At 35.4% G+C, this 24,245-nt stretch carries 24 protein-coding genes, 1 tRNA gene, 1 rRNA gene and 1 pseudogene; 18 read left to right on the forward strand and 9 right to left on the reverse strand.

The annotated features are described in order from the left end of the window. The 11 genes and pseudogenes from JNL75_04685 to JNL75_04735 form a co-directional block, all read left to right on the forward strand. Positions 1-128: ribosomal RNA gene (locus tag JNL75_04685) — 16S ribosomal RNA — on the forward strand; the annotation flags it as partial. A gap of 277 nt (positions 129-405) precedes the next feature. Continuing rightward, a tRNA-Ala gene (locus tag JNL75_04690) sits at positions 406-479 on the forward strand. A gap of 344 nt (positions 480-823) precedes the next feature. Then, positions 824-994, forward strand: coding sequence for a hypothetical protein (locus tag JNL75_04695; protein MBL7789114.1), 171 nt, complete (start codon positions 824-826; stop codon positions 992-994). 12 nt (positions 995-1,006) lie between these two features. Then, positions 1,007-1,468, forward strand: a complete 462-nt coding sequence (locus JNL75_04700) for a hypothetical protein (protein MBL7789115.1) — start codon at positions 1,007-1,009, stop codon at positions 1,466-1,468. A 191-nt stretch (positions 1,469-1,659) separates the two neighbouring features. Then, positions 1,660-2,055 carry a hypothetical protein gene (locus JNL75_04705; GenBank protein ID MBL7789116.1) on the forward strand — a complete coding sequence of 132 codons (396 nt, stop codon included), beginning with the start codon at positions 1,660-1,662 and terminating at the stop codon, positions 2,053-2,055. Positions 2,056-2,268: 213 nt separating this feature from the next. Further along, entirely contained in the window at positions 2,269-2,592 is a 324-nt protein-coding gene (locus tag JNL75_04710; GenBank protein MBL7789117.1) for a transposase, read from the forward strand. A gap of 69 nt (positions 2,593-2,661) precedes the next feature. Beyond that, positions 2,662-2,817, forward strand: coding sequence for a hypothetical protein (locus JNL75_04715; protein ID MBL7789118.1), 156 nt, complete (start codon positions 2,662-2,664; stop codon positions 2,815-2,817). A gap of 250 nt (positions 2,818-3,067) precedes the next feature. Next, the gene (locus JNL75_04720; protein ID MBL7789119.1) at positions 3,068-3,562 is read left to right on the forward strand and encodes a hypothetical protein; all 495 of its coding nucleotides are present in this window, start codon (positions 3,068-3,070) and stop codon (positions 3,560-3,562) included. Positions 3,563-3,655: 93 nt separating this feature from the next. Beyond that, on the forward strand, positions 3,656-3,949 hold the full coding sequence (locus JNL75_04725; GenBank protein ID MBL7789120.1) for a hypothetical protein: 294 nt from the start codon (positions 3,656-3,658) through the stop codon (positions 3,947-3,949). A gap of 211 nt (positions 3,950-4,160) precedes the next feature. After that, positions 4,161-4,601, forward strand: coding sequence for a hypothetical protein (locus JNL75_04730; GenBank protein ID MBL7789121.1), 441 nt, complete (start codon positions 4,161-4,163; stop codon positions 4,599-4,601). 195 nt (positions 4,602-4,796) lie between these two features. Continuing rightward, positions 4,797-4,961: pseudogene (locus tag JNL75_04735) on the forward strand (gliding motility-associated C-terminal domain-containing protein). Positions 4,962-4,998: 37 nt separating this feature from the next. Here the strand turns inward: JNL75_04735 and JNL75_04740 are convergent. Further along, positions 4,999-9,447 (reverse strand): PKD domain-containing protein, encoded by a 4,449-nt coding sequence (locus JNL75_04740; GenBank protein MBL7789122.1) that lies wholly within the window; start codon positions 9,445-9,447, stop codon positions 4,999-5,001. 192 nt (positions 9,448-9,639) lie between these two features. On the opposite strand from JNL75_04740, the gene JNL75_04745 reads away from it, so the two are divergent. Continuing rightward, the gene (locus JNL75_04745; protein ID MBL7789123.1) at positions 9,640-10,323 is read left to right on the forward strand and encodes a hypothetical protein; all 684 of its coding nucleotides are present in this window, start codon (positions 9,640-9,642) and stop codon (positions 10,321-10,323) included. A 168-nt stretch (positions 10,324-10,491) separates the two neighbouring features. Here JNL75_04745 and JNL75_04750 read toward each other — a convergent pair whose 3' ends face one another. After that, positions 10,492-10,902, reverse strand: coding sequence for a hypothetical protein (locus JNL75_04750; protein MBL7789124.1), 411 nt, complete (start codon positions 10,900-10,902; stop codon positions 10,492-10,494). A gap of 89 nt (positions 10,903-10,991) precedes the next feature. Beyond that, on the reverse strand, positions 10,992-11,252 hold the full coding sequence (locus tag JNL75_04755; GenBank protein ID MBL7789125.1) for a heavy-metal-associated domain-containing protein: 261 nt from the start codon (positions 11,250-11,252) through the stop codon (positions 10,992-10,994). Positions 11,253-11,399: 147 nt separating this feature from the next. Here JNL75_04755 and JNL75_04760 point away from each other — a divergent pair, with 147 nt between their 5' ends. The 4 genes from JNL75_04760 (at position 11,400) to JNL75_04775 (ending at position 15,865) form a co-directional block, all read left to right on the forward strand. Continuing rightward, complete coding sequence (locus JNL75_04760; GenBank protein MBL7789126.1) at positions 11,400-14,168, forward strand: GH92 family glycosyl hydrolase; 2,769 nt, start codon at positions 11,400-11,402, stop codon at positions 14,166-14,168. Between the two features lies 1 nt (position 14,169). After that, the gene (locus JNL75_04765) at positions 14,170-14,805 is read left to right on the forward strand and encodes a YdcF family protein (GenBank protein MBL7789127.1); all 636 of its coding nucleotides are present in this window, start codon (positions 14,170-14,172) and stop codon (positions 14,803-14,805) included. Then, positions 14,802-15,416 carry a hypothetical protein gene (locus JNL75_04770; protein ID MBL7789128.1) on the forward strand — a complete coding sequence of 205 codons (615 nt, stop codon included), beginning with the start codon at positions 14,802-14,804 and terminating at the stop codon, positions 15,414-15,416. The genes JNL75_04765 and JNL75_04770 overlap by 4 nt, the downstream gene beginning before the upstream one ends. Before the next feature lie 212 nt (positions 15,417-15,628). Next, entirely contained in the window at positions 15,629-15,865 is a 237-nt protein-coding gene (locus tag JNL75_04775; GenBank protein MBL7789129.1) for a hypothetical protein, read from the forward strand. Positions 15,866-15,868: 3 nt separating this feature from the next. On the opposite strand, the gene JNL75_04780 is transcribed toward JNL75_04775, so the two are convergent. Next, the gene (locus tag JNL75_04780; protein MBL7789130.1) at positions 15,869-16,273 is read right to left on the reverse strand and encodes a 6-carboxytetrahydropterin synthase; all 405 of its coding nucleotides are present in this window, start codon (positions 16,271-16,273) and stop codon (positions 15,869-15,871) included. A gap of 123 nt (positions 16,274-16,396) precedes the next feature. Here JNL75_04780 and JNL75_04785 point away from each other — a divergent pair, with 123 nt between their 5' ends. Continuing rightward, positions 16,397-17,008 (forward strand): rhomboid family intramembrane serine protease, encoded by a 612-nt coding sequence (locus JNL75_04785; protein ID MBL7789131.1) that lies wholly within the window; start codon positions 16,397-16,399, stop codon positions 17,006-17,008. Here JNL75_04785 and JNL75_04790 read toward each other — a convergent pair whose 3' ends face one another. From JNL75_04790 to JNL75_04810, 5 genes are all read right to left on the reverse strand, one after another. Beyond that, positions 17,009-17,809: a hypothetical protein gene (locus JNL75_04790; GenBank protein ID MBL7789132.1), complete on the reverse strand. Its 801-nt coding sequence runs from the start codon at positions 17,807-17,809 to the stop codon at positions 17,009-17,011. A gap of 35 nt (positions 17,810-17,844) precedes the next feature. Beyond that, complete coding sequence (locus tag JNL75_04795) at positions 17,845-19,152, reverse strand: saccharopine dehydrogenase NADP-binding domain-containing protein (protein ID MBL7789133.1); 1,308 nt, start codon at positions 19,150-19,152, stop codon at positions 17,845-17,847. A gap of 342 nt (positions 19,153-19,494) precedes the next feature. Beyond that, on the reverse strand, positions 19,495-19,713 hold the full coding sequence (locus tag JNL75_04800; GenBank protein MBL7789134.1) for an AtpZ/AtpI family protein: 219 nt from the start codon (positions 19,711-19,713) through the stop codon (positions 19,495-19,497). 12 nt (positions 19,714-19,725) lie between these two features. Continuing rightward, the gene (locus JNL75_04805; protein MBL7789135.1) at positions 19,726-20,109 is read right to left on the reverse strand and encodes a polymer-forming cytoskeletal protein; all 384 of its coding nucleotides are present in this window, start codon (positions 20,107-20,109) and stop codon (positions 19,726-19,728) included. Between the two features lie 139 nt (positions 20,110-20,248). Next, entirely contained in the window at positions 20,249-20,644 is a 396-nt protein-coding gene (locus JNL75_04810) for a hypothetical protein (GenBank protein ID MBL7789136.1), read from the reverse strand. A gap of 130 nt (positions 20,645-20,774) precedes the next feature. On the opposite strand from JNL75_04810, the gene JNL75_04815 reads away from it, so the two are divergent. After that, a complete protein-coding gene (locus tag JNL75_04815) occupies positions 20,775-23,639 on the forward strand; it encodes a tetratricopeptide repeat protein (protein MBL7789137.1) in 2,865 nt (954 codons plus the stop codon). The last annotated feature ends 606 nt before the right edge of the window (positions 23,640-24,245 follow it).

Genomic DNA, 24,245 nt, shown 5'->3' on the forward strand with positions numbered 1-24,245 from the left:
TCAAACCATGGAAGTTGGGAGTACCTTAAGACGGTAGCCGAAAGGAGCTGTCCAAGGTAATACCAGTAACTGGGGTTAAGTCGTAACAAGGTAGCCGTACCGGAAGGTGCGGCTGGAATACCTCCTTTTTAGAGGCTCTGACGTACTGCTTTTATCAACTACGCTTGATAAAATGCTGATCAACTTGTTTGCATCAGCATTACCTTTTTTCTTTTTTTTTCTTATTTGTTCTTTATAATATAATCATCTGCCTTGGGTAGATGATTTTTTTTGGGGGCGTAGCTTCTCGCATTGGCGGAAATAGAACACCTAAAAATCATGGGATGTAGCTCAGCTGGCTAGGGCATCCAGACATTGTCGTCGGGAGGTATTAACGGTTTGAGTGAAACCAACAAAAATAACAATGGGGGCGTAGCTCAGCTGGCTAGAGCACCTGCCTTGCACGCAGGGGGTCATCGGTTCGACTCCGTTCGCCTCCACTTTATTATCAAGCCTTTACAGAAATGTAGAGGCTTTTTTATTTATGTTCAAGGTTTACATTCTTTATTCTTCTAACCTTCACCTAGCGCAGATATTCCGTCGAATGACTGGCGCAGAAATTAGTGAAAGGTCTCTGTGCCTGCAACACAAATAATAAAGTGAAAAGCACAGACATCACTACGTTTATGTCTGCTAGAGTGCCTTCATTTAAAGCGAATGAAGATAAAAAAGCACAGACATCACTTCGTTCATGTCCCGGTTTGGCGAAGTTTGCAACTTCGTCAAAGTGTTAGTAAATTTGTAATTTACAAAATAAAAAGGCTATATTCGTATTCTAATAAATATGAAGGGTGAAATCGGAGATTTCGATACACTGCGACGTAGTCGGGAGACTACGCCGAACAGAGGATATGAAGGAGCTGCGATATTTCCGTCTGAAAACCCTTATGGCAATTCAGGTCAATTCAGAACTATTGCTATCGAATATAATATGATACATAAAGTAACTTTTTAAATTGTTTATGGTATGTATATCGTAAAAATAGGATGTTTTGTTTCCATTATATTAATGATATGCTCTTGTCAAGATACAGAAGATAAAATAAGTGATGTTAATGAAATTGTTGGAACATACGTATTTAAATATCCCACTGGTCAAATTGAAGTAATTAAATTGAACCATAATTATACATATCAGCAACTCATTTATAAAAATAAATCAGACTATAAAAAATCTTTAGAACCACTTTTTATTAATAAAAATATCTGGGAACAGTTCGATTCAGAAATAGAATTTAAAGATTGGTTAGAGTATTGTAAATTTAGAGACCCATCTAACATAGATAACAGTCCTAAAACCATTAATATGGGAGATGTTTATTGGATTGATAAAAATGATGAGCATGAAGCTATACTTGAATTTTTATATGATACGGATTATTTATTTAAAAGAGTAGAAAATAGTTCCTCCGCTAGCGCGAGTTTGTAACCACACGTGTACGAAACCTCTGTTCGCCGTAGTCTATAGTTGAATTCGTGCAGGGTTTGGCATTCCTCCGTTGGGCTAGGAATTAGTGGTTCTATATTATACAATTTACCAGTTACGATTGTTGGAAGTATGACCCAAGGGTCAGCTCCAATTCATTTAAATCCATTTCATCCAAAAATAATGAAAGAAGAATGAAGATTAATTTTGCATTAATAATTCCGATAAGTATAGTTGGTCTATTCATTTTAGCAGTCTATTTTATATATAATAACAGTAAAAAGATCAAGGAGCAATCAGAGGCAAATTTTTATATATCAATTGGTGGAATAATTGGCAATTATAAGCATAAAGGTCGTGGAATAGAAGAGTATGAGTTAAAATCTGGAGTATTAATATGGGGTAGTTTTTATTCTATAAACGATTATAATCAAGGAAATTCTATTAACGACTCATTTTTTAAACCTAAAAATCAAAATAAGATTCTTTTGTTCAAGTACGACTCTTTAAATAAACGATACAACTTATATGACGAGCTACACTATGGAACTATAATTATTGATTCCTTCACGAAAAAGGAAAAGATATAAGACCTAGCTCGTCGTAGTTTGGCGCAGCGTTTGGCGAAGTTTGCAACCCCGTTCGCCGTAGTCTATAGTCGAAGTCGCGCAGCGCTTGGCGAAGTTTTTAACTCTGATAATCGTAGTCTATTATCGAACCCGGTTTGGCGAAGTCTGTGACTTCGTCAGTGCGTTAGTAAATTTGTAATTTACAAAATAAAAGCTAACTTTGTAACGATAAAGATGAGCACAGGATACAAGATTTTAGACCAGAATGCATTATTCTATTTGACGTTCCAGATAGTAGATTGGGTAGATATTTTTACACGAAAAATTTATAAAGATATTGTTATAGAAAGTTTCAGTTATTGTATGGAGCATAAGGGATTGAACTTATATGCTTATGTCATTATGTCTAATCATATTCATTTGATAGCTAGTGCTAGAGAAGGATTTGCATTGAGTGATATCATCAGAGATTTCAAGAAGCATACTGCTAAACGATTTTTAGAAGAAATAAGCAAGCCAACAGAAAGTAGAAATGACTGGATGTTAAAACGATTTTAATTCGCTGCTAAAAGACACAATAGAAACAGTGAGTTTCAAATATGGACACACTAAAATCATGCAGTCGAGTTGATTACGAATAAATTTATAGATCAGAAATTGAATTATATTCATGAAAATCCAGTTAGGGCAGGTATCGTATATAAAGCAGAAGACTATATGTATAGCAGTGCGTCGAACTATATTTTAGGAGAAGGAATTATAAATGTCAAGATATTGGAATGAAATCAGAGATTTCAATACACGGCGACGCAGTCAGAGACCGCGCCGAACAGGGATTTAGTATGGATAGCGGAAGCAATTGGACCGGGTGGCTCAAGTGATAATAGTACAAATAGAGCAAACGGCGGAACAACTGAAGCAGGTATTACAAGAACAGCGGTTTTTTCTAGAACTGGGAAAGCATTATCAGGTCATAATGGTAGGATTGGATATTACAGACCAATCGCACCGTAATTAAGTCAAAATAAATTTTATGAAATTTGGATTTTTATTAATTATATTAGCACACTTCAATTGTGTTTCGCAAATTAAAGATTTAAATTACTTAGATAGTATGTTAAGTAATAAATATTGCAACAATGAGTTTGACTATGATAGTGTTTATTTTTTACCAGATTATGGCTGTTTTTTTGACGCTAATAAGCAAAATATTGGTTTGGTAAATGTTTTTCTGATTCCAAAGTCTAAGCTTAAAAATCGCAAAGTTAATTTAACTAATAAATCAGTAGATTGGATAAAAGCTAACTTTAATGTGATAATTTTTCTAACGGAAAAAAAATACTTGGTTAAAAACATAACAGGAGAAGGCAGATTTGCTGAAAAATTTCCTTATATTAGAAAAATGTATACCTACAATAATTCTATAAGTAAATGGCAATTGAAAAAAAGCTATATTATTAAAAGTTTAACTGAACAAAGAAGTATGAGCAAATTAATGTGGGAAATTGTTTTTAAGTTAGCACGATGACCCCCGCCAGCGCGAGTTTGTAACCACACGTGTACGAAACCCTATGCTGCCACGCATATCGAATATAACACCAATTTTAAGAACAAAATAAATATGTTAAAATCATTTAATCTTGATGTATTCAAGTCTGAATATGCTTCGAGTTTTGCGAGATATGAATTAGAATACAAATCATTCAAAGAAGGAGATTTTGGCTCATTGGATCAAGTTGTTTTTAACTCAAATAAAAAAGGAGGTAATATTGACTTCTGGGGTATGGATTGGCTTGGAATCTTTGTTTGGGATTATGAGTCAAACGAAGAACTGTTGAATATTTTATTGGACCCTTCCAATGAAAAGGAGAAAGTTGAAGCTTTTAGAGTATTGCTTGATATTATAGCTCGCTAGCCTCAAAATCTATCAGGTAAAAATTCAAGTACAGATTATAACTTGGTAGGTCCAAATAAAGTCCATTATTCAACAATATTTGATGAATGTACTACACATTTTAAATCATTGGGATGTTCTTTTGTAGTTTATTATAAATTGTTGAATATGAATTTTAAGGGCATCAAAATTAATAGTAAAGGAAATCCTATTACATTTAAAGGGAGAAGTAATGAATAATGGTCTTTTTTTTACTCTAATGCTGCTAGGACTTATAAATTATGGTTGCAATAATATATTTCATTGCAATAGTCAGTTTATTATTAATGAACGCGAACTCATACCAGGAGAAGAAATGACTATACCCCCGTACAATTCAGATACAATTTATGAAATTTATCCTATTAAATCTGCTGATACAATATTGTATAAATTTTTGTTTTTAGATGGGCACTACTATTACGATGCTTATCCAAAGGTAAAAAATGATACACTTGAAATAATTGTATCTAAAATTGAGAATGGTTTGTTTAGTTTTAGGCCTAGAACAGAATTATTTATGTGTCTTGACATAAAATTCATTGAAAAATCAATAATTAACAAAGTTTTTTTGAGGATTGATGTCCCCCCACTAGTGCGGAGTTGTCGCATGAATGACTGGCGCAGAAATTAGTGCAACGGTTTCTGTGCCCTCGCCTATCAAGGTGTTGCCACCTTGATACAAAGCAAACAAAAGTTCAAGCAGGGTGGTAGTATCGAATACAGAAATGATTCAAGGTAGCAAGACATTGAATGGCATTGAATCATAAAAAACGATACTGTTCAAAAAAGTGTGTAAAGTCCAAAACTCTGATTTTTGTGTTGAACCCGCTGGGGCGAGAAAGTCTATGAAACCTTCGACACGCAGCCTCAAGGCTGGAATGGTAGCTTCAAAGGACAACCCGCACCATCAGGACTATACGGTTATGTTATCGAATACAAAACTCTCGGCTCTATTTTCACTAAGACTGGCGAGGTGATGCTGGTGTGGTAGGACTTCCATTATCCAATTTACGCTTTAAAAGTAGAAATCACCTCAATAGGAGAAAATTCCCTTCTTTAAATACTTTCTTATTCGGAATATAGGATTCACCCTCAATGGTATAAAAGTAGGTGTCTGAGTTTTGAGGGACTCCTTTGTAGTTACCATCCCAGCCATCATGTTCGGAGACAGAGAAAAACAACAAGGTTCCTTGTCGGTTATAAATTTTAAATGCAGTCAATTTTTTAATACCAAATCCACGTGCGTAGAATATGTCATTATTCCCGTCTCCATTAGGTGTAAAGGCGGTAGGAGCAGATACTAATATATCTGGGAAAATATTGATTTTATAAATAGAAGTATCGCGGAAGCAGTTTTTTAGTCTATCAAAGAAGATGGTTTTGTACGTTATAGGCTTTAATAAATATTGAGCTAAAGGATCTGAACAATTCGTGCAGCTCAGAAAACTGTCAGGTTCCCAATAATAACTATAGTTCGGAGCGGGCGAAAATGGTAGTAGGACGTCTGCCCCTGGTGCTATGATGGTGTCTAATTTTACGGGTTTCATAGGTTTAATGACGTGGATCCAGCCATTGGCTTGCTTGCTGCACTTGGTCAGGGTATCATAGGCTATTGATGTAAACTGAAAACTGGAATCTCTTTTAAAGTATGCCGTATCGGTCTTATTATTTACTATTCCAGTTGGTGACCAGCTGTATTTCACTCGATCTTGAAATATTCTTTGATAGACTTTGGCTGTTTGACCTAGACAAATAGTGTCATTCGTAGGATTAGAAGTAGGCAATGGTACGAGATCTACACTATCTCTGAAGGTATCTTTACAGCCGAATGTTTGGCTTTCAATAGCCAATTGCACATAATATTTTTGTGCATTAGGATAGGTTTTCATGCCGGGTTCTTTTATAGTACCTGTGGTGCCATCCCCAAAATTCCAAAAATATTTATCCGCACCTATGGAACTATCTTTAATGAGTACCGATCTAAAACAAATAGGGGTATCGGCAGGTCCATCAATAGAGAATTTGGCAAAAACCTCATGTATGCGAATAGTGGTATCGGTAGGTTTTCCTACACACTCAAAACCACTCGCTAAAAAGATGCCTTTAGCCACTGTCTTGCCTCCTAGGGGGACATAGGTGTAGCGATGCTTGATGAGGGGTGTGTTTTTAACGACAGTACCATCACCTAGATCGACAGAAAAATCCGTCACATCGACTAAATTATTTACAGAAAAAGTAATTTCATCTCCCTTGCAAATGTCATTCTTATCAATAGTCATGGAGCCCGCAGGTGCACGGACGATATAATTTTTGACAATCGTATCTGTACAATACGCTGTATTCGCTATGAGCTGCACAGTATTGACACCTTTATGCAGAGAGCGAGAAATGGTTAAATTGTTATTATAACTTGTAGAACCTGTACTGTCTGTAATCAGCCATTTTCTGGTAAGAATGGTGGTATTGTTTGAATCTATATAACCAAAGTCTAAATTCACTGGATCGCATAAAACAGCCAGCGTATCTTTATCAGAGGTTATGTTCAAGTTTGGTTTTAAATGAACTACTACTGTGGCAGGTGATAGTGTATCTATGCAGTTCGCATTGCTCGAATCAATAGCAATAAGATGAAAATTAAAACTACCTGTACTCGAAAAAATATATTGTATAGTCTTCCCAAATTCAAATGAATTATCGGGTTTTTGCCATCGAATACTTGATGGAAAAGCAGGATTAACTTTTGCAGTAATACTCACAGGGACAGTTGAAGATTGCTGACATAAATTGGAACTAAATGGCTCTAGTGCCAGATTGAGCTTTTTGACCGGGAGACTAATAGAATCTCTCAAAATACAGCCTTTAGTTGTTTCTGAATAGAATCTATTGAGAAAGGCTGAGGCTGTGCGCATACCGAAACGATACACATGAAAAGTATCCAGTTTATTCGCACTATCGCCATCACCGAAATCCCAAATTTCTTTGGAAATAGGCATAAAAGATATCAAGGTGCCACTATATCTTGCTGTATCTTTATTGCAAAGCAAATTAGGAGTTACGGTAAAATTCAATTTCACTTCATCGACGAATATGGTGGCTGTATCCCTACTGATACAATTCATAAAATTTCTCACCGAGACTATAGCGCTATCCATCAATTTTGAATGGACATTATAATCCAAACTATCTAAAAAAGATCTTGTAGGCGCTCTTCCGCGCATAAATTCCCAAATAAAACCAGTATTATCATTGTCTTTGATATATCCAGTTGAATTTCTAGCACTCATCATTTGTGTAGGATCATTATGACAGAAAAAATAAGTATCTTGAGTAAACTTCGCTATGGGTGTTTGAATCTGCACTGGCATGGAATAGGTGTCGGGAAGGCAGCCATTGGTAGCATGATAGGCTATCAATTTTACCTGGTATAGACTATCTTTGATGTATTGATGGTTTGGGTGCGTATCTATGGAGGTATTCCCATCTCCGAATAACCAGAGGTAGGAATTGGCTTCTTGTGATAGATTTGTAAATCGAACTTTACGTGGAGTATCACAATGTTGTGTATTTGAAAAAAGTGCTACTGGTCCCTTAATAGTTATCATTTTTGTTGTCTGAGAAATACACCCTCTATCGACTACTTCCATTTTTATAGGATAGTTCCCAGCTCTTTTATCAGGTTTGAACGTTAAATTATTAAACTGCACACAACGAAATCCATCTACCCAAAATTTGGTTTGTTGTACTGCATTCGAGCTTACTAGACTCTGCAAGCTAATGGATGCCATGGGGTCTGAGGCACAGAGATTGCCAGGGGGGCTCATGGTAAAATCAGGAGTCAAAGTATCTCCTACTTCTATTTTGGTAAAATACGTCGTATCGATGCAGCCATACTTATTTTTCACTATCATACGCATATTATAGTCTCCTCGATTCATATAAGTGTGATAAAACGTATCTGAAAAGCTCGTTCTTACTATCTCATTCCCATCTCCGAAAATCAATCTCCATTCTACAATAGTATCATGTCTATAGAGGAGTGTTCGGTCATAGAACCCTACTCTCAATGGTTTGCATCCTAGGGTTTTTGTAGGTGCTACATGTGCTATTATTGGATCAATAAAGTTCGGATCCATCAAGTAGGCTACACAGCCACCATATTTTGATGTAGCTGTTGCTCGTAATATGAGTTTATAATATTTCCATGGAATCGAGTCCAAATGAAGTGTGTGTGTAACAGGCTGTATAAAATTGGTTCCTAAGGTACTCACATAAATCGTATCTCCGGGCTGTCTGACTAAATGCAATCTCCATTCGATATCGCTAAACAAATGCGCATTAGTACAAGTGAGGGTGAATGTGTTTTTTTTATTGCACAAGGGTCTCGGTATAACAGTATGTTCTATCTTAGGCTCTATGGCTAGTATATTTTTCGAAATCGTTTTACTACAGATATTTCCAGGATAGTAGGTAGTCAGCGTCACTGTTTTGAGTCCAGGTGTGGTATAGTAGTCATATACAGGTCTACCGAATGTAACTCCGCCACTGCCTAAGGACCATTGAGAAGTTAAGCCCGAATTTCCATCTCGATCGAGTTGTACATAAGTATGAGTACACACCGTATCTACAGAAATAATTTTAGTCACATCGTTAGCGCGAATAATGACGCCGGTTGTTTGCGTCTTTTCACAATCATTGGCATCTTTCACCTTCAATCGGACGATAAATGTGCCAGACTGATTGTAAGTATGAGATGGGGTAGGACTGGTGGAGGTATTACCATCTCCAAAATCCCACTCATAGCTGATAATAGGTTTTTGGGATACAATATTATGAGAAAAGCTAACATTGAGCGGAGGGTTGCAGCCAGCAGAAGGACTGGCTTGAAGCCAATTAAAAGTAATATTTGAGGTTTCGACTGCTTTAGGAATGACAATGGTATGATCACAACCAGCATCAGTAGGGCTTGTTTTCAATTCAAAACTCACGGTATAGGTTTTATCAGGGTCGTTGTAGGTATTCGATGCTGGAGCCAGATTGGGAGGAGTTTTTGTTTGCGAATTTCCATCACCAAAAATATATTTAAGACTTGTAGCAGTAACCCCTGGTGGTAGGGATATGACAGGATTCAACGTTACATTTAAAGGTGGACATCCTTTAAAATTAGGGATAGTAATAGTAGGTTTAGGGTATACCTGTATATCGATAGTATAGAGTATAGGGCAGGTTTTACATGCTCGTAAACTCACCTTATATGGATTTTTAGGAGTTGTGAACACGACATTGGGATTAGCATCTTCGCTAGATCCACCATTGTCAAAGTCCCAGTAATAGGTGGTCATACCTGCTGGTGCGCCGAAATTAACAGTAAGTGGGGCACAGCCTGATGTCTTAGTCGCCGTTATTTGAGCTACTGCACCCAAACTCCATAGCGTCAATGCTGCTGCTAAAGAAGTTCTGATAAAAACAAGGACACCCATAGTATTTTTTGGTAAAAATTAGTTCTTCTGCCCTCAAATTTAAGCTATTTTCTACCACTTTCGTATATTATTTTTATCTTTGTTTACAGTATTATGACTAGAAAAATTGTCTTTTTTTGTTTTATTGGTTTTTTTCTTTCGGGTATTTCACAATCTCGAACTTCGCTAGAGTGTATAAACAGAGAGTTTCATGTGGTAGCTCACGTAATTACAGATAGTCATTACAGGCCTGCTATGAGTTTCGCTAATGTTAGAAACGCTATAGATTCTTTAAATAAATATTGGTCACCCATCTGTGTTAAGTTTAATCTCTGTGAATATCGATTAGATTCAAACTATAATTTCTCCAAATGGAATCAAGATACGATGGAAAAGGAATACATTGCACTAAATTTTCAGCCCCGTATTATCAATATTATCGTAGTGGATAGTATTATACGTCCACCAAGAGCGGGTGGATACGCAACTTTGGGAGGTATAGCTATGCGAACTGGAGATCCTGTTATAGTAGTATCTCGATTCGGATATAAAATTTGGATTCATGAAATGGGACATTATTTTGGCTTAAAACATCCTTTTGAGGCTACTATAGCTAATGCTGACAATCTAAACTGTGCAACATTAGATGATGGCGTCTGTGATACTCCTCCCGATCCTGATTCCGAGGGAGATTCTCATAATAACTGCCAATATAATGGACAATTTACAGACGCTAATGGGAAATACTACAATCCCCTAGTGGAAAATTTTATGTCCTATTATGGTACTAAGTTAAACAATGCTTTTATCGTATCTGGCTGCGGTAGAAGTTTTACGCATAATCAATATGAGCGTATGGTCACAACCTATAAAATAGATAAGGAAGCTAAATTTTAGACCTCAAATACATATGAGAAGCTTTTTTAACCCAAATTTCTGAATTTTCAAATGCGGATTAGGGTTTAAGCGCACGGAGGCGTCTATGAAGGTAATCCCTATTAAAATTAAAAAAGGGAAGTCTAGATTTAGACTTCCCTTTTTTAATTTTAAAATTAGAATACTATTTTATTGCTTAGTCCATGTAGTTAATGTGGTGGAAGTACCTAATGTTTCACTCGTAGTAACAGAATTACAATCGAATGAATTTATCAAAGTAGTATCTGTTCCAATGATCAAATAATTTTTACCAGCAGCAGTATGTGTTTTCCATGATGCACCATTTATCGTAGCAGATGAACAGCCAGAAACTAAAGTTTCGGTAATAGTCCCACTAGCATTAAACTTAGCTGAATTTTTAAGACAAGGATCAAAAGATTGGCTTACAGTAGTAACGTCTATACCAGCCGTTACAATCTTGGTGATTTTATACGTTTTGTCATTCAAGGTAGAGTTTTGCCAAGTGCATGTAGCGACATCATCTTTCTTACATGAATAGGTAATCAAAGCGACCATAATTAAAGCTATAAGTTTTTTCATAAAATAAATAATTTAAAGTGAAGCCCAAAGGTATGTTTTTTTACAAAAAAGTCAAAAAATGATTTCGATTAAATTTAAACCTAAGACAATCAAGCATTTATTTTCCCTATAGCGCAGCTGACATAAGATTTAGCTTTGTCTATAAGACTATTGTGACCCTTCTCTGGATAACCCATAGTTTCCAGTTTTTGCATAGCAATGGTTTTCGTAGTTTCTGGACCAGAAATATGAACCAATTCATTATCTATATCCACCTCTACGTTTTCTATTCCTTCTATCTTCAGTAGAGAAGACTCAATACTTTTCACACATCCACTGCATTTGATGTTTTCTACTTCTATTGTGTACATTAGGGGGTATGATTCTATATAAAAGCATAACGATTGACTGCACTCAATAGTTTCATTAAATTGCATTTTCTTGATAATGTTTATTCGGGTTAAATTGGCATTCATTTGAAATTTAACTACTAATTTTGAAATTATCACAATCCGAAAATGAAAAATATAACTGATCTTAAGATTAAAATATCACTTGTTTTTAGTTTATTCGTATGTAGTTCGGTAACTGCTCAAAATCTCACCCAGTATATCAATCCGATGATAGGAACAGGTGGTCATGGGCATACTTTTCCGGGTGTTACGTTACCTTTTGCTATGGTACAGCTCAGCCCTGATACGCGTGTAGATGGTAGCTGGGACGGGTGTAGTGGCTATCATTATTCAGATAAGACGATTTATGGATTTAGTCATACTCATCTCAGTGGTACGGGGTGCAGCGATTATGGAGATATAGCATTTATGCCATTTTTCGGAAAAGATGTAGAGCAAAATGTACCAATAGAAACCTTGTTAGGACGTGGGGTAAAATTTTCGCATAAAAATGAATTAGCAAAGGCAGGTTATTATTCTGTCGTATTAGATAATGGCATTAAAGTAGAACTCACTTCTACACTGCGCGCTGGACTGCAGCGCTATACTTTTTCAAATAAAGGAAAAGCTATTGTGGTCATGAATCTAAAACATAGAGATGAACTTTTGGAAGGAAAGATAGAAGAGTTGGACCTTATTACGTATAAAGGTAAGCGAGTAAGCAAGGCATGGGCGGAACGCCAGCAGTTGTTTTATTTTTTCCACCTCAGTAGGTTACCTATTAAGAATGAAATAGTGAAGGGTCCTAGAGGAGACGAATTGCTTGTACTAGAATTTGAAGTAGAAAAAAATCAAGAGTTATTGATAAAAACAGGTATTTCTGGAGTAGATGAAGAAGGAGCGAGACTAAATTTAGACAAAGAACTCCCAGATTTTGATTTCGAAAAAGTGCGCATCAATGCCAATGCCGTATGGAATAAAAAAATGAGTCTACTAATGACCTATGGGGGTAATTTGGATGAACGCACAAATTTTTATACTGCTCTCTATCATTGTATGATTCACCCTAGTATATTTAATGATGTCGATGGTCGGTATCGGGGTAGGGATAATGAGGTTTATGATACTGAAAACGATTTTGAATATTACACCGTTTTTTCTCTATGGGATACCTATAGGGCATTGCATCCCTTGCTATCATTTTTAGAGCGAAAAAAGACAAATGACTTTGTTGTTTCATTTATGAAACAATATGAACAAGTTGGTAAACTTCCTGTTTGGGAATTATGGGGCAATGAAACAAATTGTATGATTGGTCATCATGCGGTATCGGTAATATGGGACGTTTACAACAAAGGAATTATTTCATTTCATGCTGGAGATGCATTTAAAATGATGTTAGCTACAGGCCGAGATACAAGTTCTCCATCCATGAAATCTTATATAAAATACGGTTATGTTCGTGCGGATGATGATGCAGAAAGTGTCAGTAAAACTCTGGAGTACTCCTATAATGATTGGTGTATAGCTCAAATGGCAAAAAGACTCAATGCAGACGCCGCTATGGATGAGTTTTCTAAACGTTCTAGAAATTGGATAAATGTTTTTGATCCGACGACTGGTTTTATGCGCCCTCGCTTAAATGGCACTCTTTTAACGCCTTTTTCACCCTATATGGTAGACAACCATTTTACAGAGGCGAATAGTTATCAATATAGTTTTTATGTGCCTCATGATATGAATAAATTTACGGAAGTATTGGGTGGTGAGGCAGCATTAGAAAAAAAACTAGATGATTTGTTTTCCGCAAAGTCAAAGACTGAAGGCCGCGATCAAGCTGATATTACCGGACTCATAGGTCAATACGCACATGGAAATGAGCCGAGTCATCATATTGCATTTCTTTATAAAAACAAAGCTAAGAGAAATAGAATTGTGAAGTTTATACGAGATAGTTTTTATAAGAATACTCCTGATGGTTTAATAGGTAATGAGGACTGCGGACAAATGAGCGCATGGTATGTATTAGCTAGTCTTGGGTTTTATCCTGTTTGTCCAGGAAATAAAAGTATGGTTTCTGTTGACGGCTTGTTCGATAGTGTCAAAATTAAAGCGGATATTTGGACCATCCATCGCAATAAGAGAGATTCTTTTGAGTTTTATAATTTGACAGGTCAGAATTTAAACTTGCCAGATTATGATTTTGACCTACAGCGTCAGCCTTTTATTTTTCCTGCATCTCGTATCTTTAAAAAAATGCAATGGATAAAAATGGGAGGTGCAGATGTTATTGCCTATCATGTAAATGGTGGACCACAGCAGACTTTTAAAGATTCGATGCTTATAGATAGGACTATGGATTTGGAATTTTATGGATTGTATGGCGATAGAAGAACAAAATCGCAGTATGCCAGTTTTTATAAGTTACCAGAGGATCGTACCATTCAGATCAAATCGAAGTACAAGAAAGAATATCATGCAGGCGGAGATATGGCTCTCATCGATGGTATTCGTGGTACAGAGGTATGGCGAAAAGGCGATTGGCATGGCTACCAGGGTCAAGATTTCGAGGCAATTATTACCCTGCAAACAGAGAGAGAAATCCAAAAAGTTTCTACCTCCTTTTTACAGGATCAAAAACCATGGATATTTTTTCCTACAGAATATGTCGTGTCTATATCCAGTGATGGCAAAAATTATACAGAGGTAGCTAGGGAAAAGCTTATCGTAGACAAGGATGATGAAAAAGCTAGCATTAAAGTATGGCAACACACTATAGGTAAGAAGGCAAAGTACATAAAGGTATGGGCGAAAAATTACGGAATAGTGCCCGATTGGCATCCTGGCAATGGAGGCGAAGCATACATCTTTATCGATGAAATTCAAGTAAATTAAAATGAGGAGAAAGTTATTTCGTATTTTTTTTATTATGCTTGTTTCGAGTATAGGACTGGTGATTTATACGAATGACTTGGTCCAATCAAATGCCAAGGATAGTGTTTTTGATGAGGTGGAGAAGATACCGAGAACAAAGGTAGGATTGCTGCTAGGCACATCTAAGTATTTGTCTAATGGTAGTATAAATTTATATTATAAGTATCGAATAGAAGCGGCTACTTCTCTTTATATGAGCAGTAGAATCTCACGTATAATTGTTAGCGGAGACAATGGTTCAAAAGACTATGATGAGGCGTCTGATATGAGGTACGACCTCATTGCTAGCGGTATAGATTCTAATCATATTTATTTAGATTATGCTGGTTTTCGAACTTTCGATAGTATGAAGCGATTAAAAGAGATATTTGATCAAGATACAGCTATAGTAGTCTCTCAAAAATTCCATAATGAACGTGCTATTTATATTGGAGATAGGTTAGGGATGCACATAATTGGCTTTAATGCAAAAGATGTAGGACAACATTATGGTTTTCGCACTCAGATAAGAGAATACCTCGCTCGAGTGAAAATGTTTATTGATTTCTACATTGGGGTAGAACCAAAATTTTTAGGAGAAAAAATTGAGATAAGTTGAATTACAGTTTGTTATTTATCTTTCTTTATTGGTCTAGTTTTTGTTTTTCTCAAGATAGTTTGATACAAAGGATAGAAGTTCCAAGTCTTGCTGTAAGGTTTTCACCTGTTTTGGCGCCATATGGGATTTCTATTGGAATAGGAGTAATAGGTATGTTTGAAAAGAAATTGTCTGACGATAATTCAATTTGCATAGGTGCCAAATTAGTCTCGTTTCCTGGGAACTTTTCTAATCAAACTAATAGTTTAGCCATACTTGAATATAGGTTTTATTACCGAGGTAAACAAAATAAAATTGTTTACTTTGCACCATATCTAAAATTAAGAAATTTAATCTATTCTGATAGTGAAGGTGCAGGTATTTCGCATTTTTATAAAGAAAAGTCTCTAGGAATTGGTATGAGCATTGGTAAATTGAGATATCTGAAAAAATCTAGGTCTATTTCAATAAATTATTTTTTAGGGGCAGGTTATTTTATACCACTCGAAACTTATGGAGAAACAAGACTTGGTAGCACTATATTGGGTAATACTTTTGTAATTGATAATATTATTGCTAGACCCGACATACGAATTGGGATTCTTTTTGGATTTGATTTATCCAAGAAATGATATTTATTCTATAAATTCATTATTTTATACGTACCTTTAGTCTTAAACGTAATTTCTTAAGCTAATTTCAAGTTACAACAATAAATTAACACGTGAAACATATCTGCATTTTAATCACGATATCTTTATCTTTCTTAACAAGCTGCGGCAAAGTTTCTGAAAAGGTTTGCAATGTCTCAGATCCGCTCTCTGAATTAACATGGTTAAAACAAATGAAAGATATATTCGACTTCGACATGAGTGGACAGAGACAATCAATCAAATTGTTTATTTACAATAATCAACATGTGTTCAAGATTTCAAACTGCGAAGGTTGTGCAGATGAAATGACCATTGTTTACAATTGTGAAGGTAAAAAAATCTGTGAATTTGGAGGAATTGCTGGTATAAATACCTGTCCTGACTTTGAATCTAACGCTACCTTCATTAAAACACTTTATGATCAGTAGGGATTATATACCGTAATATTCTACATAAATATTTTCAGTCTCTTGGAGCTTTATGCAATGGAGTTCGCCAGAGGGAATATGTGGTTTGAGTGTATTCCATATCCATATAACTAAATTTTCAGAAGAGGGTTGTAGACCACCTAAATCTAAATCTAGATTTAAGTTTCTGTGGTCTAATTTTTCTATGATATGCTCTTTGATAATTTTACTTAGGATTTGAGTATTCAATATAAATCCTGAATCAGGATGAGGTAATCCTCTAATAGTTACCCACAAGTCATAGTTGTGACCATGCCAGTTTGGGTTAGCACATTTCCCAAAGACTTGGTCATTTTCTCCTTCTGTCCATTGTGCACAGTATAATTTATGTGCTGCATTAAAATGCTCTTTTCGAGTGATGTAAACCATAGGACAAAGTTAGTAAATCAAGACTAGTAAACCATGAATATTTGATAAGCTGCAATTTAATTTCTTGCCATATTTTAGATTGCGTATTTTTGTCTTAATTATCTTTAAATCTCCTGTTATAAAATGGTTCTGCTTATAATTATTGTGACATGTGCGATATCTTTTTCTGCTTTTACGAATAGTTCGTTTTTTGAAAAGTATAAATTTAGTCCATTTAAAATCTCAAGAAATAAAGAGTACGTGCGCTGGATTAGTGGTGGATTTTTGCATGCGGATCAAATGCATCTATTTGCAAATATGTTTACGCTATATTTTACTACAGAATTTTTGGACCTTATTTTTAGACCATGGGAGTTGATCATTTTTTACTTGTTAGCTATCGCTGTGGCAGGAGTTCCGGATTATATCAAAAATAAGGACAATCCTTATTATGCTGCTATAGGTGCAAGTGGAGCTGTCTCAGCGGCCCTATTTTCATTGTTATTGTTTAATCCCTGGGGAACAGTTCACCTCTTTTTTATCCTTCCTATTCCTTTTGTACTTTTTGCCGTGCTTTATCTTTATTACTCCTATTATATGGCAAAGAATGGCTATGACAATATCGGTCATACAGCACACTTTACAGGAGCTATTTTTGGTATATTAGTAGTTGCTTTGAAATTTCCAGGTAGTGTACCTAACTTTCTATCCGAACTATTAAATCCACCTCCTTTATCTCAGATCTTAGGGTTTTAACTACGAGAGTTTAGGAAATCGCAGATGAGATATTTGCCAGTGTCCCTTTCGTTTTCGGACTTCTATTTCTATCTCTCCAGAATATCGGTGAGTTTTCAAACTATTTTCTAGATAAGCTATGAAATCAAGATTGACTTGTAATTTACCTTTGATTTTTTTTATATCAGTAGAGACTAGTTCGTAGTTTTTCAATTCAAAACGCTCATACAAATTTTTAAAATCTTTAATATACTGCAGCGTTTCTTCACGACAAAGAATACTTAAATTATCAATGACTTCTTCTTTAATATAAGTATTAATAAAAAACTCTACTGTCTTTTCGGCATAAAGTCGCTCATTGGGGTGAAATTCTTCGTATACAAAATGCCTGACCATACCTTTGATAGGAAGATCTAGAGTCTTTTTAAAGAAAAATTCTTCTGTAATAAATTGATACATCACTCGGTCATCTATATCTTCTATCGATGTTAAAAAAATACCCTTCTTAGTTAATAGTTTTAACAAGCGCTCTTTTTCTAATATAATTTCTTCTGTACTGAGTGAATCCGCAGACTTTATTTTCGGTTTACCTATATACTGATATATCTCTACTTCTTTCGCTTCATTTTTTACACGCTCAAAAGCTAAAATTTGATCTAGCATTTGGGCCTCAATTTCAGGCGGTATTTCTATGCCATCAGGATTATGCTCTAGAAATTTTGCCCCTTTCATCTCTAGTTCTAGGCGTTTAATTTGATTATCCATCTTTAGTTCCTCATTGGGATCTAGTTCGTCTGGATGATTAAAATCTTCATTTATCATTAAACAAAGATAAAGAGAATAGCATGGCTAAAAAATTAAATTTCTCTAATAGTTTCGTCGAATTTCACCCCTATTTCTTCCAATTTTTTTAGGAGAGGTAAATATATTTCTTTGCAGGTCGGCATTATGACACCATAAGTATTTATATCATTGTTTAGTATCATTTCAGCAGCGAAGGCTATTGGCATACCTACAGTCTTCGACATAGCTGTAAACGTACTGCTTTCCCCTTCTAATGATAGGTAACTCTCGATTTCGTATTTTTTCTCTCCAATTCTATACTCGAAAAAATGAACCATAACTACCCAATCAGTGTCTTCAGGATTTAACTTCCATTTATCTACTAAAATAGATTGTAAAACTTCAGCAGCAGAGCCGTTTACCTTGACTAAGGATTCATTATCTGCAAATCCAATGGAGATTAATTTAGTTCTAATGGATTCGCTTTTAGTTTGTAAAAAATCATTGATACTGGTATTAAGAAATGAAGCATAAAATTCAGTATACGTTACTCCTTTAAAATGTCTATTTTTTATAGTGTCATCAGTCAAACCCAAATCAATAAGAAGTGCCCATGCTTCGCAGAAGCCATGAATTCTCAAGGTACCACGAAGTATAGTTTGTATTTCTTGCCACCCATATAGTTTTTCGTATTTGAGACTATCTCTATTGGCATAGGCATCAAAAACTTGGCCATTACTTAGTTTTAAAACTTCACTTTTAGAAAACAACTCGTGGTAATTGAGTGTTTTTGTTAGTCCATCTTTCTTATATTTGATTTCGCCTCCTTGTCCTGCTAGTATTACGTTTCTCGGGTTCCAGCTAAATTTATAATGCCAAGGATTGTCATCACTTTTCGGAGCTACAAGGCCGCCTGCATAGGACCGATAAGATGTCAATATTCCACCTTGTGCTATGATTTCATGATACATCTTCATCGTTGTTAAATGATCGATTCCAGGATCAAAGCCCAGCTCATTGAGGAAGATCAATTCTTTTTTATTAGCCTCGTCAGACAAGGCTTGCATTTCCTCCGAGATATAAGATGGTGTCACTAAATGTGATCCAAATCGAAGACAAAGTTTTGCCACTTCGATATGCATATGTGCTGGCAACATAGAAATAGTGAGAAAACTCTGCGCAATATATGGCTCGTATTCATGTATTTCTCCAGATGAAATCTGCTTTGTTGTTATATAAGACAAGTCTTGGTAAGGTTCTAATGAAGATATATTCAGATCCAAAATAGTTATGGAGATATTGAATCCCTCTTGATTATCAATGAGGTGTTTGATAAGGTAGGAACTACTCTTGCCAGCACCTATTATTAAAACTTGTTTCATTTATGGGTTAATTGGTTGAGTAACCTATAGGTATAGGATATAAGAAAAATCATTAGAAAAACAACATTTGCGACAAGGGCATAATAATAATGAATCTCAGCATTCCTTAAACGTAGGAATAATAGAAGAGCACCAATGACTATACCTATCCAAAGGATAAAGCCTGAATAGCTTAGCATGAAAATTCTTTGATTTTTATGTGATAAAAGCCAACGGATAGGCAAAAACAGCATAGATAGTAAAACCAATCCAATAACTAATGATAAAAAGGCATGGGTATTGTCTGTCTCAGATTTGGTATGTAAAAATGAGGTCGCAGCGAAAGATAGAATTACAAAAAGACTAAGATTTATCTTCACGTAAAATGTCTCTTATCACATAGACTAACCCTAGTAGGAGAAACAAGGTAGCAAATAATGCGGTACCGTATGCTTGACTTGCTTGCCATTTCGAGTCTACCCAATTACCTATAAAATAACCAACACCTATAAATACTAACAATTGAAATGCAAGCCCACTGTATTTTGCTAGTCTATTAATCTTTTTATTATTGCTTTCCACCTTCGGTATAGCCTACTTATTTTGATTAAATGACTGCTGTTGTGGATTCATTATCGGTTTGTTAATAGTAAGATTTTGAGAACCAGACATTGTAATTTTAGCTTGAATAACGGCCCCTTCATCTACAATTAGTTTCTTACTCGTAATATTGCCATCAATGTTGGCGGTTTTAGTTACTTTAAGAGTTTCATTTACTTGAATATTCCCTTTGACCATGCCGTCTATATTTCCGTTTGTACAGACTATATCGCCGGTTATTGAACTGCTTGGACCAGTCACCAATCGCCCTTTAGCTAAAATATTCCCAATTATTTTTCCATCGATTCTTAAATCTCCTTCCGTTTTAATATCTCCTTCAATAGTAGTTCCTGAACCTATGTTGTTGATTACCTGCATTGAGAATGATTGCGGGACTTCTTCTTTTTTGTTAAACATGAAATTGATTTTTGAAAATTTAGTAGGGACAAATATACAAAGTTTGAAGTATATGTAAAAGAATCAAAATTCAAAAAAACCAGAATGTTAGCAGCTATCTTTATTTTTTTTGATTGCTATCTATCGCTTCATTCTCTTGCAATTGTATTTTATTAGCGGGTATTTCTCCCTTTAGTACTTGTTTGATATTTTCTACCCATAGGTCGTTTTCTTTTGTCTTTCTCCTCAGTTCATCGGTCTCTTGAACGAGATCCCTTAGTTGCTTTCTCATAGCATCTTCACCTATCCCAGGCATATAATATTTGAGCGAGGTAAAAGATATGAGCAAAATTGATAATAGCATACCTATAACCAGAACAGTAGAAGCAAGCAACAATACATTGAGCTTAGATAAGTATAAACTATATTCTGTCTCAAATGTAGACTCATTATATATGACTAGTCTATACTTGTACTTTAAGTTCTTATAAATTTTTTTTAATCTCGACGTTGTCATTTACCTACTTTTGCAATACAAAACTTTACTTTATCGATCTATATTTACAATAAATATAGCTAACAAAGGTTATATATAGTGCACGAAATTACAAAAAAAATTGAGAAATAATTGTTTAATCTGCTTGTTTGTGGGCATTGCCTTATTACTAGCATCGTGCTCGAAAACAAAATTTAGTGGATTTAGGCAATATACCACAAATTTTATTTCTTACTATAATACCTATTTCAATATTAAGCAGCTCTATAAAGTCGGATATCGCGAATCTGTTTTCGAAAAGCAGGAGACGTCTAATGATATAATCTCTGTTTTCGAATATGAAAATGACCCTCAATTCTTCGAGGGTTCTGCTCAGTTCAAAGGTACAACAGTCAAAGTCAGCAAATTGCTCGTATTAAGACCGTACAATAAATGGATGGACGATGCCCTTCTCATTGAAGGTAAGATTCGATATCTGAAAGGAGATCTAGACTCGGCAGTTCAGTTTTTATCTTATCTAGTGGACTATTATCCAAAAGGCTATATGGCAGGACATCTACCTGGAGGAAAATTGAAAGGATTTGATGATATGGTGAGACAAGCTGTGAGAAAAAAAGAACCCATAAATCAACCTAAGCTTAAATATAAATTTGCCAGAAATGAGGGCATCATATGGTTAGCAAAAGCATATATAAAGAAAGGTTCATTTGAGCGCGCACTCAATCTAATATATATGGCTGAGGCTGATATGGGATTTCCAGTGGAATATCGAAAGGACCTCCTAAAGGTAAAGACTATGCTCGCCATTGAGAAAAAAGAATACATCAAAGCTACAGAGTATTTAAATATACTCATAAACGAATATAAGCTGACCAAGAAAGAACGTGGGAGGCTTTATTTCATCTTAGGTCAGATTAAAGAGAAGGAAAAAAAGTATAATCAAGCTAGTAGTTATTTTGAGTTAGCATTAGCTAATAAATTGAAGAATGATTTGGAATTCGAGGCTAAACTGAGAATGCTTACCTATGCATCGGGAGAAAGTTCACTTCCTGAACTCAAGAAAATGCTTAACAAAGGTAAATATGAGCATAGTATTGATAAGGTTTATTTTGCTATAGCGAATGTGTTGATAGAAAAAAAACAAACCAAAGAAGCCTTAGAATATTATCAAAAATCTATAGCGAGTTCTAAGAATTCTAATCAAAAGTTTCTGGTATATGAAAAAGTGGGATCTATCTTCTATGAAAAATCAGACTATGTATTATCTGCTCAATACTACGATAGCGCGCAGCGAGTCATTCCACAAAATTACCCAAATAAAAAAGATTTCTTAAAGAAAGTCGAAGCATTGAATAAACTTTTAGTTCAATATAATATATATATATCCAAGGACTCTATTCTAGATTTAGCTGCACTCGGTCCCGAAAAAGCAAAAGAAAAGATAGAAAAGCAAATTAAAAAAGCTTATGAAGAAGAAAAAGCAAAAGAAATGTTTTTAGAGTCTAAAACCCTCAATAGTCAGACGGTAGCGTCTACTTCTATGGGTGGTGGACAAGCCAGACAATGGTATTTTTCGAGTAAGGAAAGTATCGATAAAGGGAGAATAATGTTTCAAAAAAAATGGGGTAAACTTTTACTAAAAGAAAATTGGCATAGGTCAACAGGAGGTGGTGATAATAATGCTGCGAGCTCCGCTCCAGGAGTTCCTGGCGCATCCGCAAATATGAATGAATCTATGTCAACAGATATTGTCGCAGAAGTGGAAGCTAGCAAATTACCATTTACTCCAGAAGCACAAAAGCCAATAAAAAAGGAAATACAGCAAGCTCTTGTCAATATGGCTCGTATTTATAATTATGAAATCAAAGACCTACAAAAAGCTATTGAGACTTATGAACTCCTATTTAAAAAGTATGGAAAAGATCTAGAGAATGAGGATGAGCACTTGTATTCAATGTTTCGTTTATATCTGGAAAAAGAAGACGCTGTATCCGCTGAAAGGGTTAAGGCTGAACTTATTGAGAAATATCCTAATTCGAAGTACACACTCTATGCCTTGAATCCTAATGCTAAATCTCAAGAAGAGAAGTCTGATTTAGCCGTAGCAAAACTTTATAAAGAAGCATATTTAAAATATCAAAAAACATTTTATTCGGAGGCGTTGGATATGTGTAACAACATTATAGAGTCTTACCCAGACCATAAACTAGTGCCAAAGGTGAAACTGTTGAAGGCATTTATCTACTCTTATACCTATAACTCCAATGACTATGTGAAGGCTTTAGAAGATATCATCAACCAGCATAAGGATGCCGATGAAGCTAAGGTAGCCAAAGAGTATCTCGATTTGCACTTAAAACTAAAAAGTGAAAAACCTGCAGAAGTTTTTGAAAGTGCAGTTAGTAACAAAACTTTAGTAGAAAATATGGAAGTCACTAAGCCAAATATATCCTTATCTCAATCCATTGAAAAGTCAAAAGAAAGTGTAAGTGTCGAAGACAAACCAAGGCAGTCACTAGAAGAAGAGAAAAAGGAAGTTCAAGCAACAAAAAAGGAAGAGGTTAACTTACCTAAGAAGATAGAAGATGTCAAGCCGCGTACCTCTAAAGAAACTATTGCTTCAGAAAATACAAAGAAAACGGATGATGGTTTGCAAATAGTAAATTATAACTTCAAACCCGACGCCAAGCATGCTATAATATTCCAGCTAAATCCTGATATTAAGGCATCTACTGCTAAAAATATGTTAGACGTATACCATAGGGCTAACTTTAAATCAAAGGCTTATAAAACTGAGATTTTAGAGCTTGCGGGTCAGCAGTTTCTAACCATAGGGAATTTCAAAACAGTTCAGGATGCCATAGAATTCTATGCTATGATGCAAGAAGATGCTCTGGTTCAGAAACTTATTTATAGTTCTACGAAATATTATATATCTTCAGAAAACTTAGATATTTTATATATTTCCTCAGGGTGGGAACAGTATCTATCCTTTTATGAAAAAAATTATAAGTAGGCTAAATTGGAAAGCCTTATATTTGCACCTCCAAAAAAATGACTTGGTAGTTCAGTCTCGACGATCAATGTCGAGATTTCGCCCAATGTTCTTTTGACTTGGTAGCTCAGCTGGATAGAGCAACTGCCTTCTAAGCAGTAGGTCATTGGTTCGAGTCCAATCGGGATCACTCAGATCCAAATGCCATGGAGCGAAAGCGACCTGGCATTTTTAATTTGAAATCTCCTATGCCTGTGGCATAAGGATGTTTCAAATTAAAAAGGACAGCGCCGATGCAAATCGGCGTGTGGCATTTCGATCCACAGCACGTCGATCCCCATTTGGACCATCGCAGATAATCCAGTCGGCATAAGGATGGTAAAATAAAAAAGGACAGCGCCGATGCAAATCGGCGGGTGGCATTTTGATCCATAGCACGTCGATCCCTATTTGGACCATTGCAGATAATCCAATCGGCATAAGGATATTTCAAATTAAAAAGGACAGCGCCGATGCAAATCGGTGAAGGGCATTTTGAAATTAATCTATCCTTAAAATTCCCCAAGCATTCTTTTGCGGTATTCTACGCGAGTAAGGACTAAAATCTTGCTGAAAATTCGGGAGGAC

The sequence above is a fragment of the Chitinophagales bacterium genome, from assembly GCA_016787225.1.
Classification (GTDB): Bacteria; Bacteroidota; Bacteroidia; order Chitinophagales; family JADJOU01; genus CHPMRC01.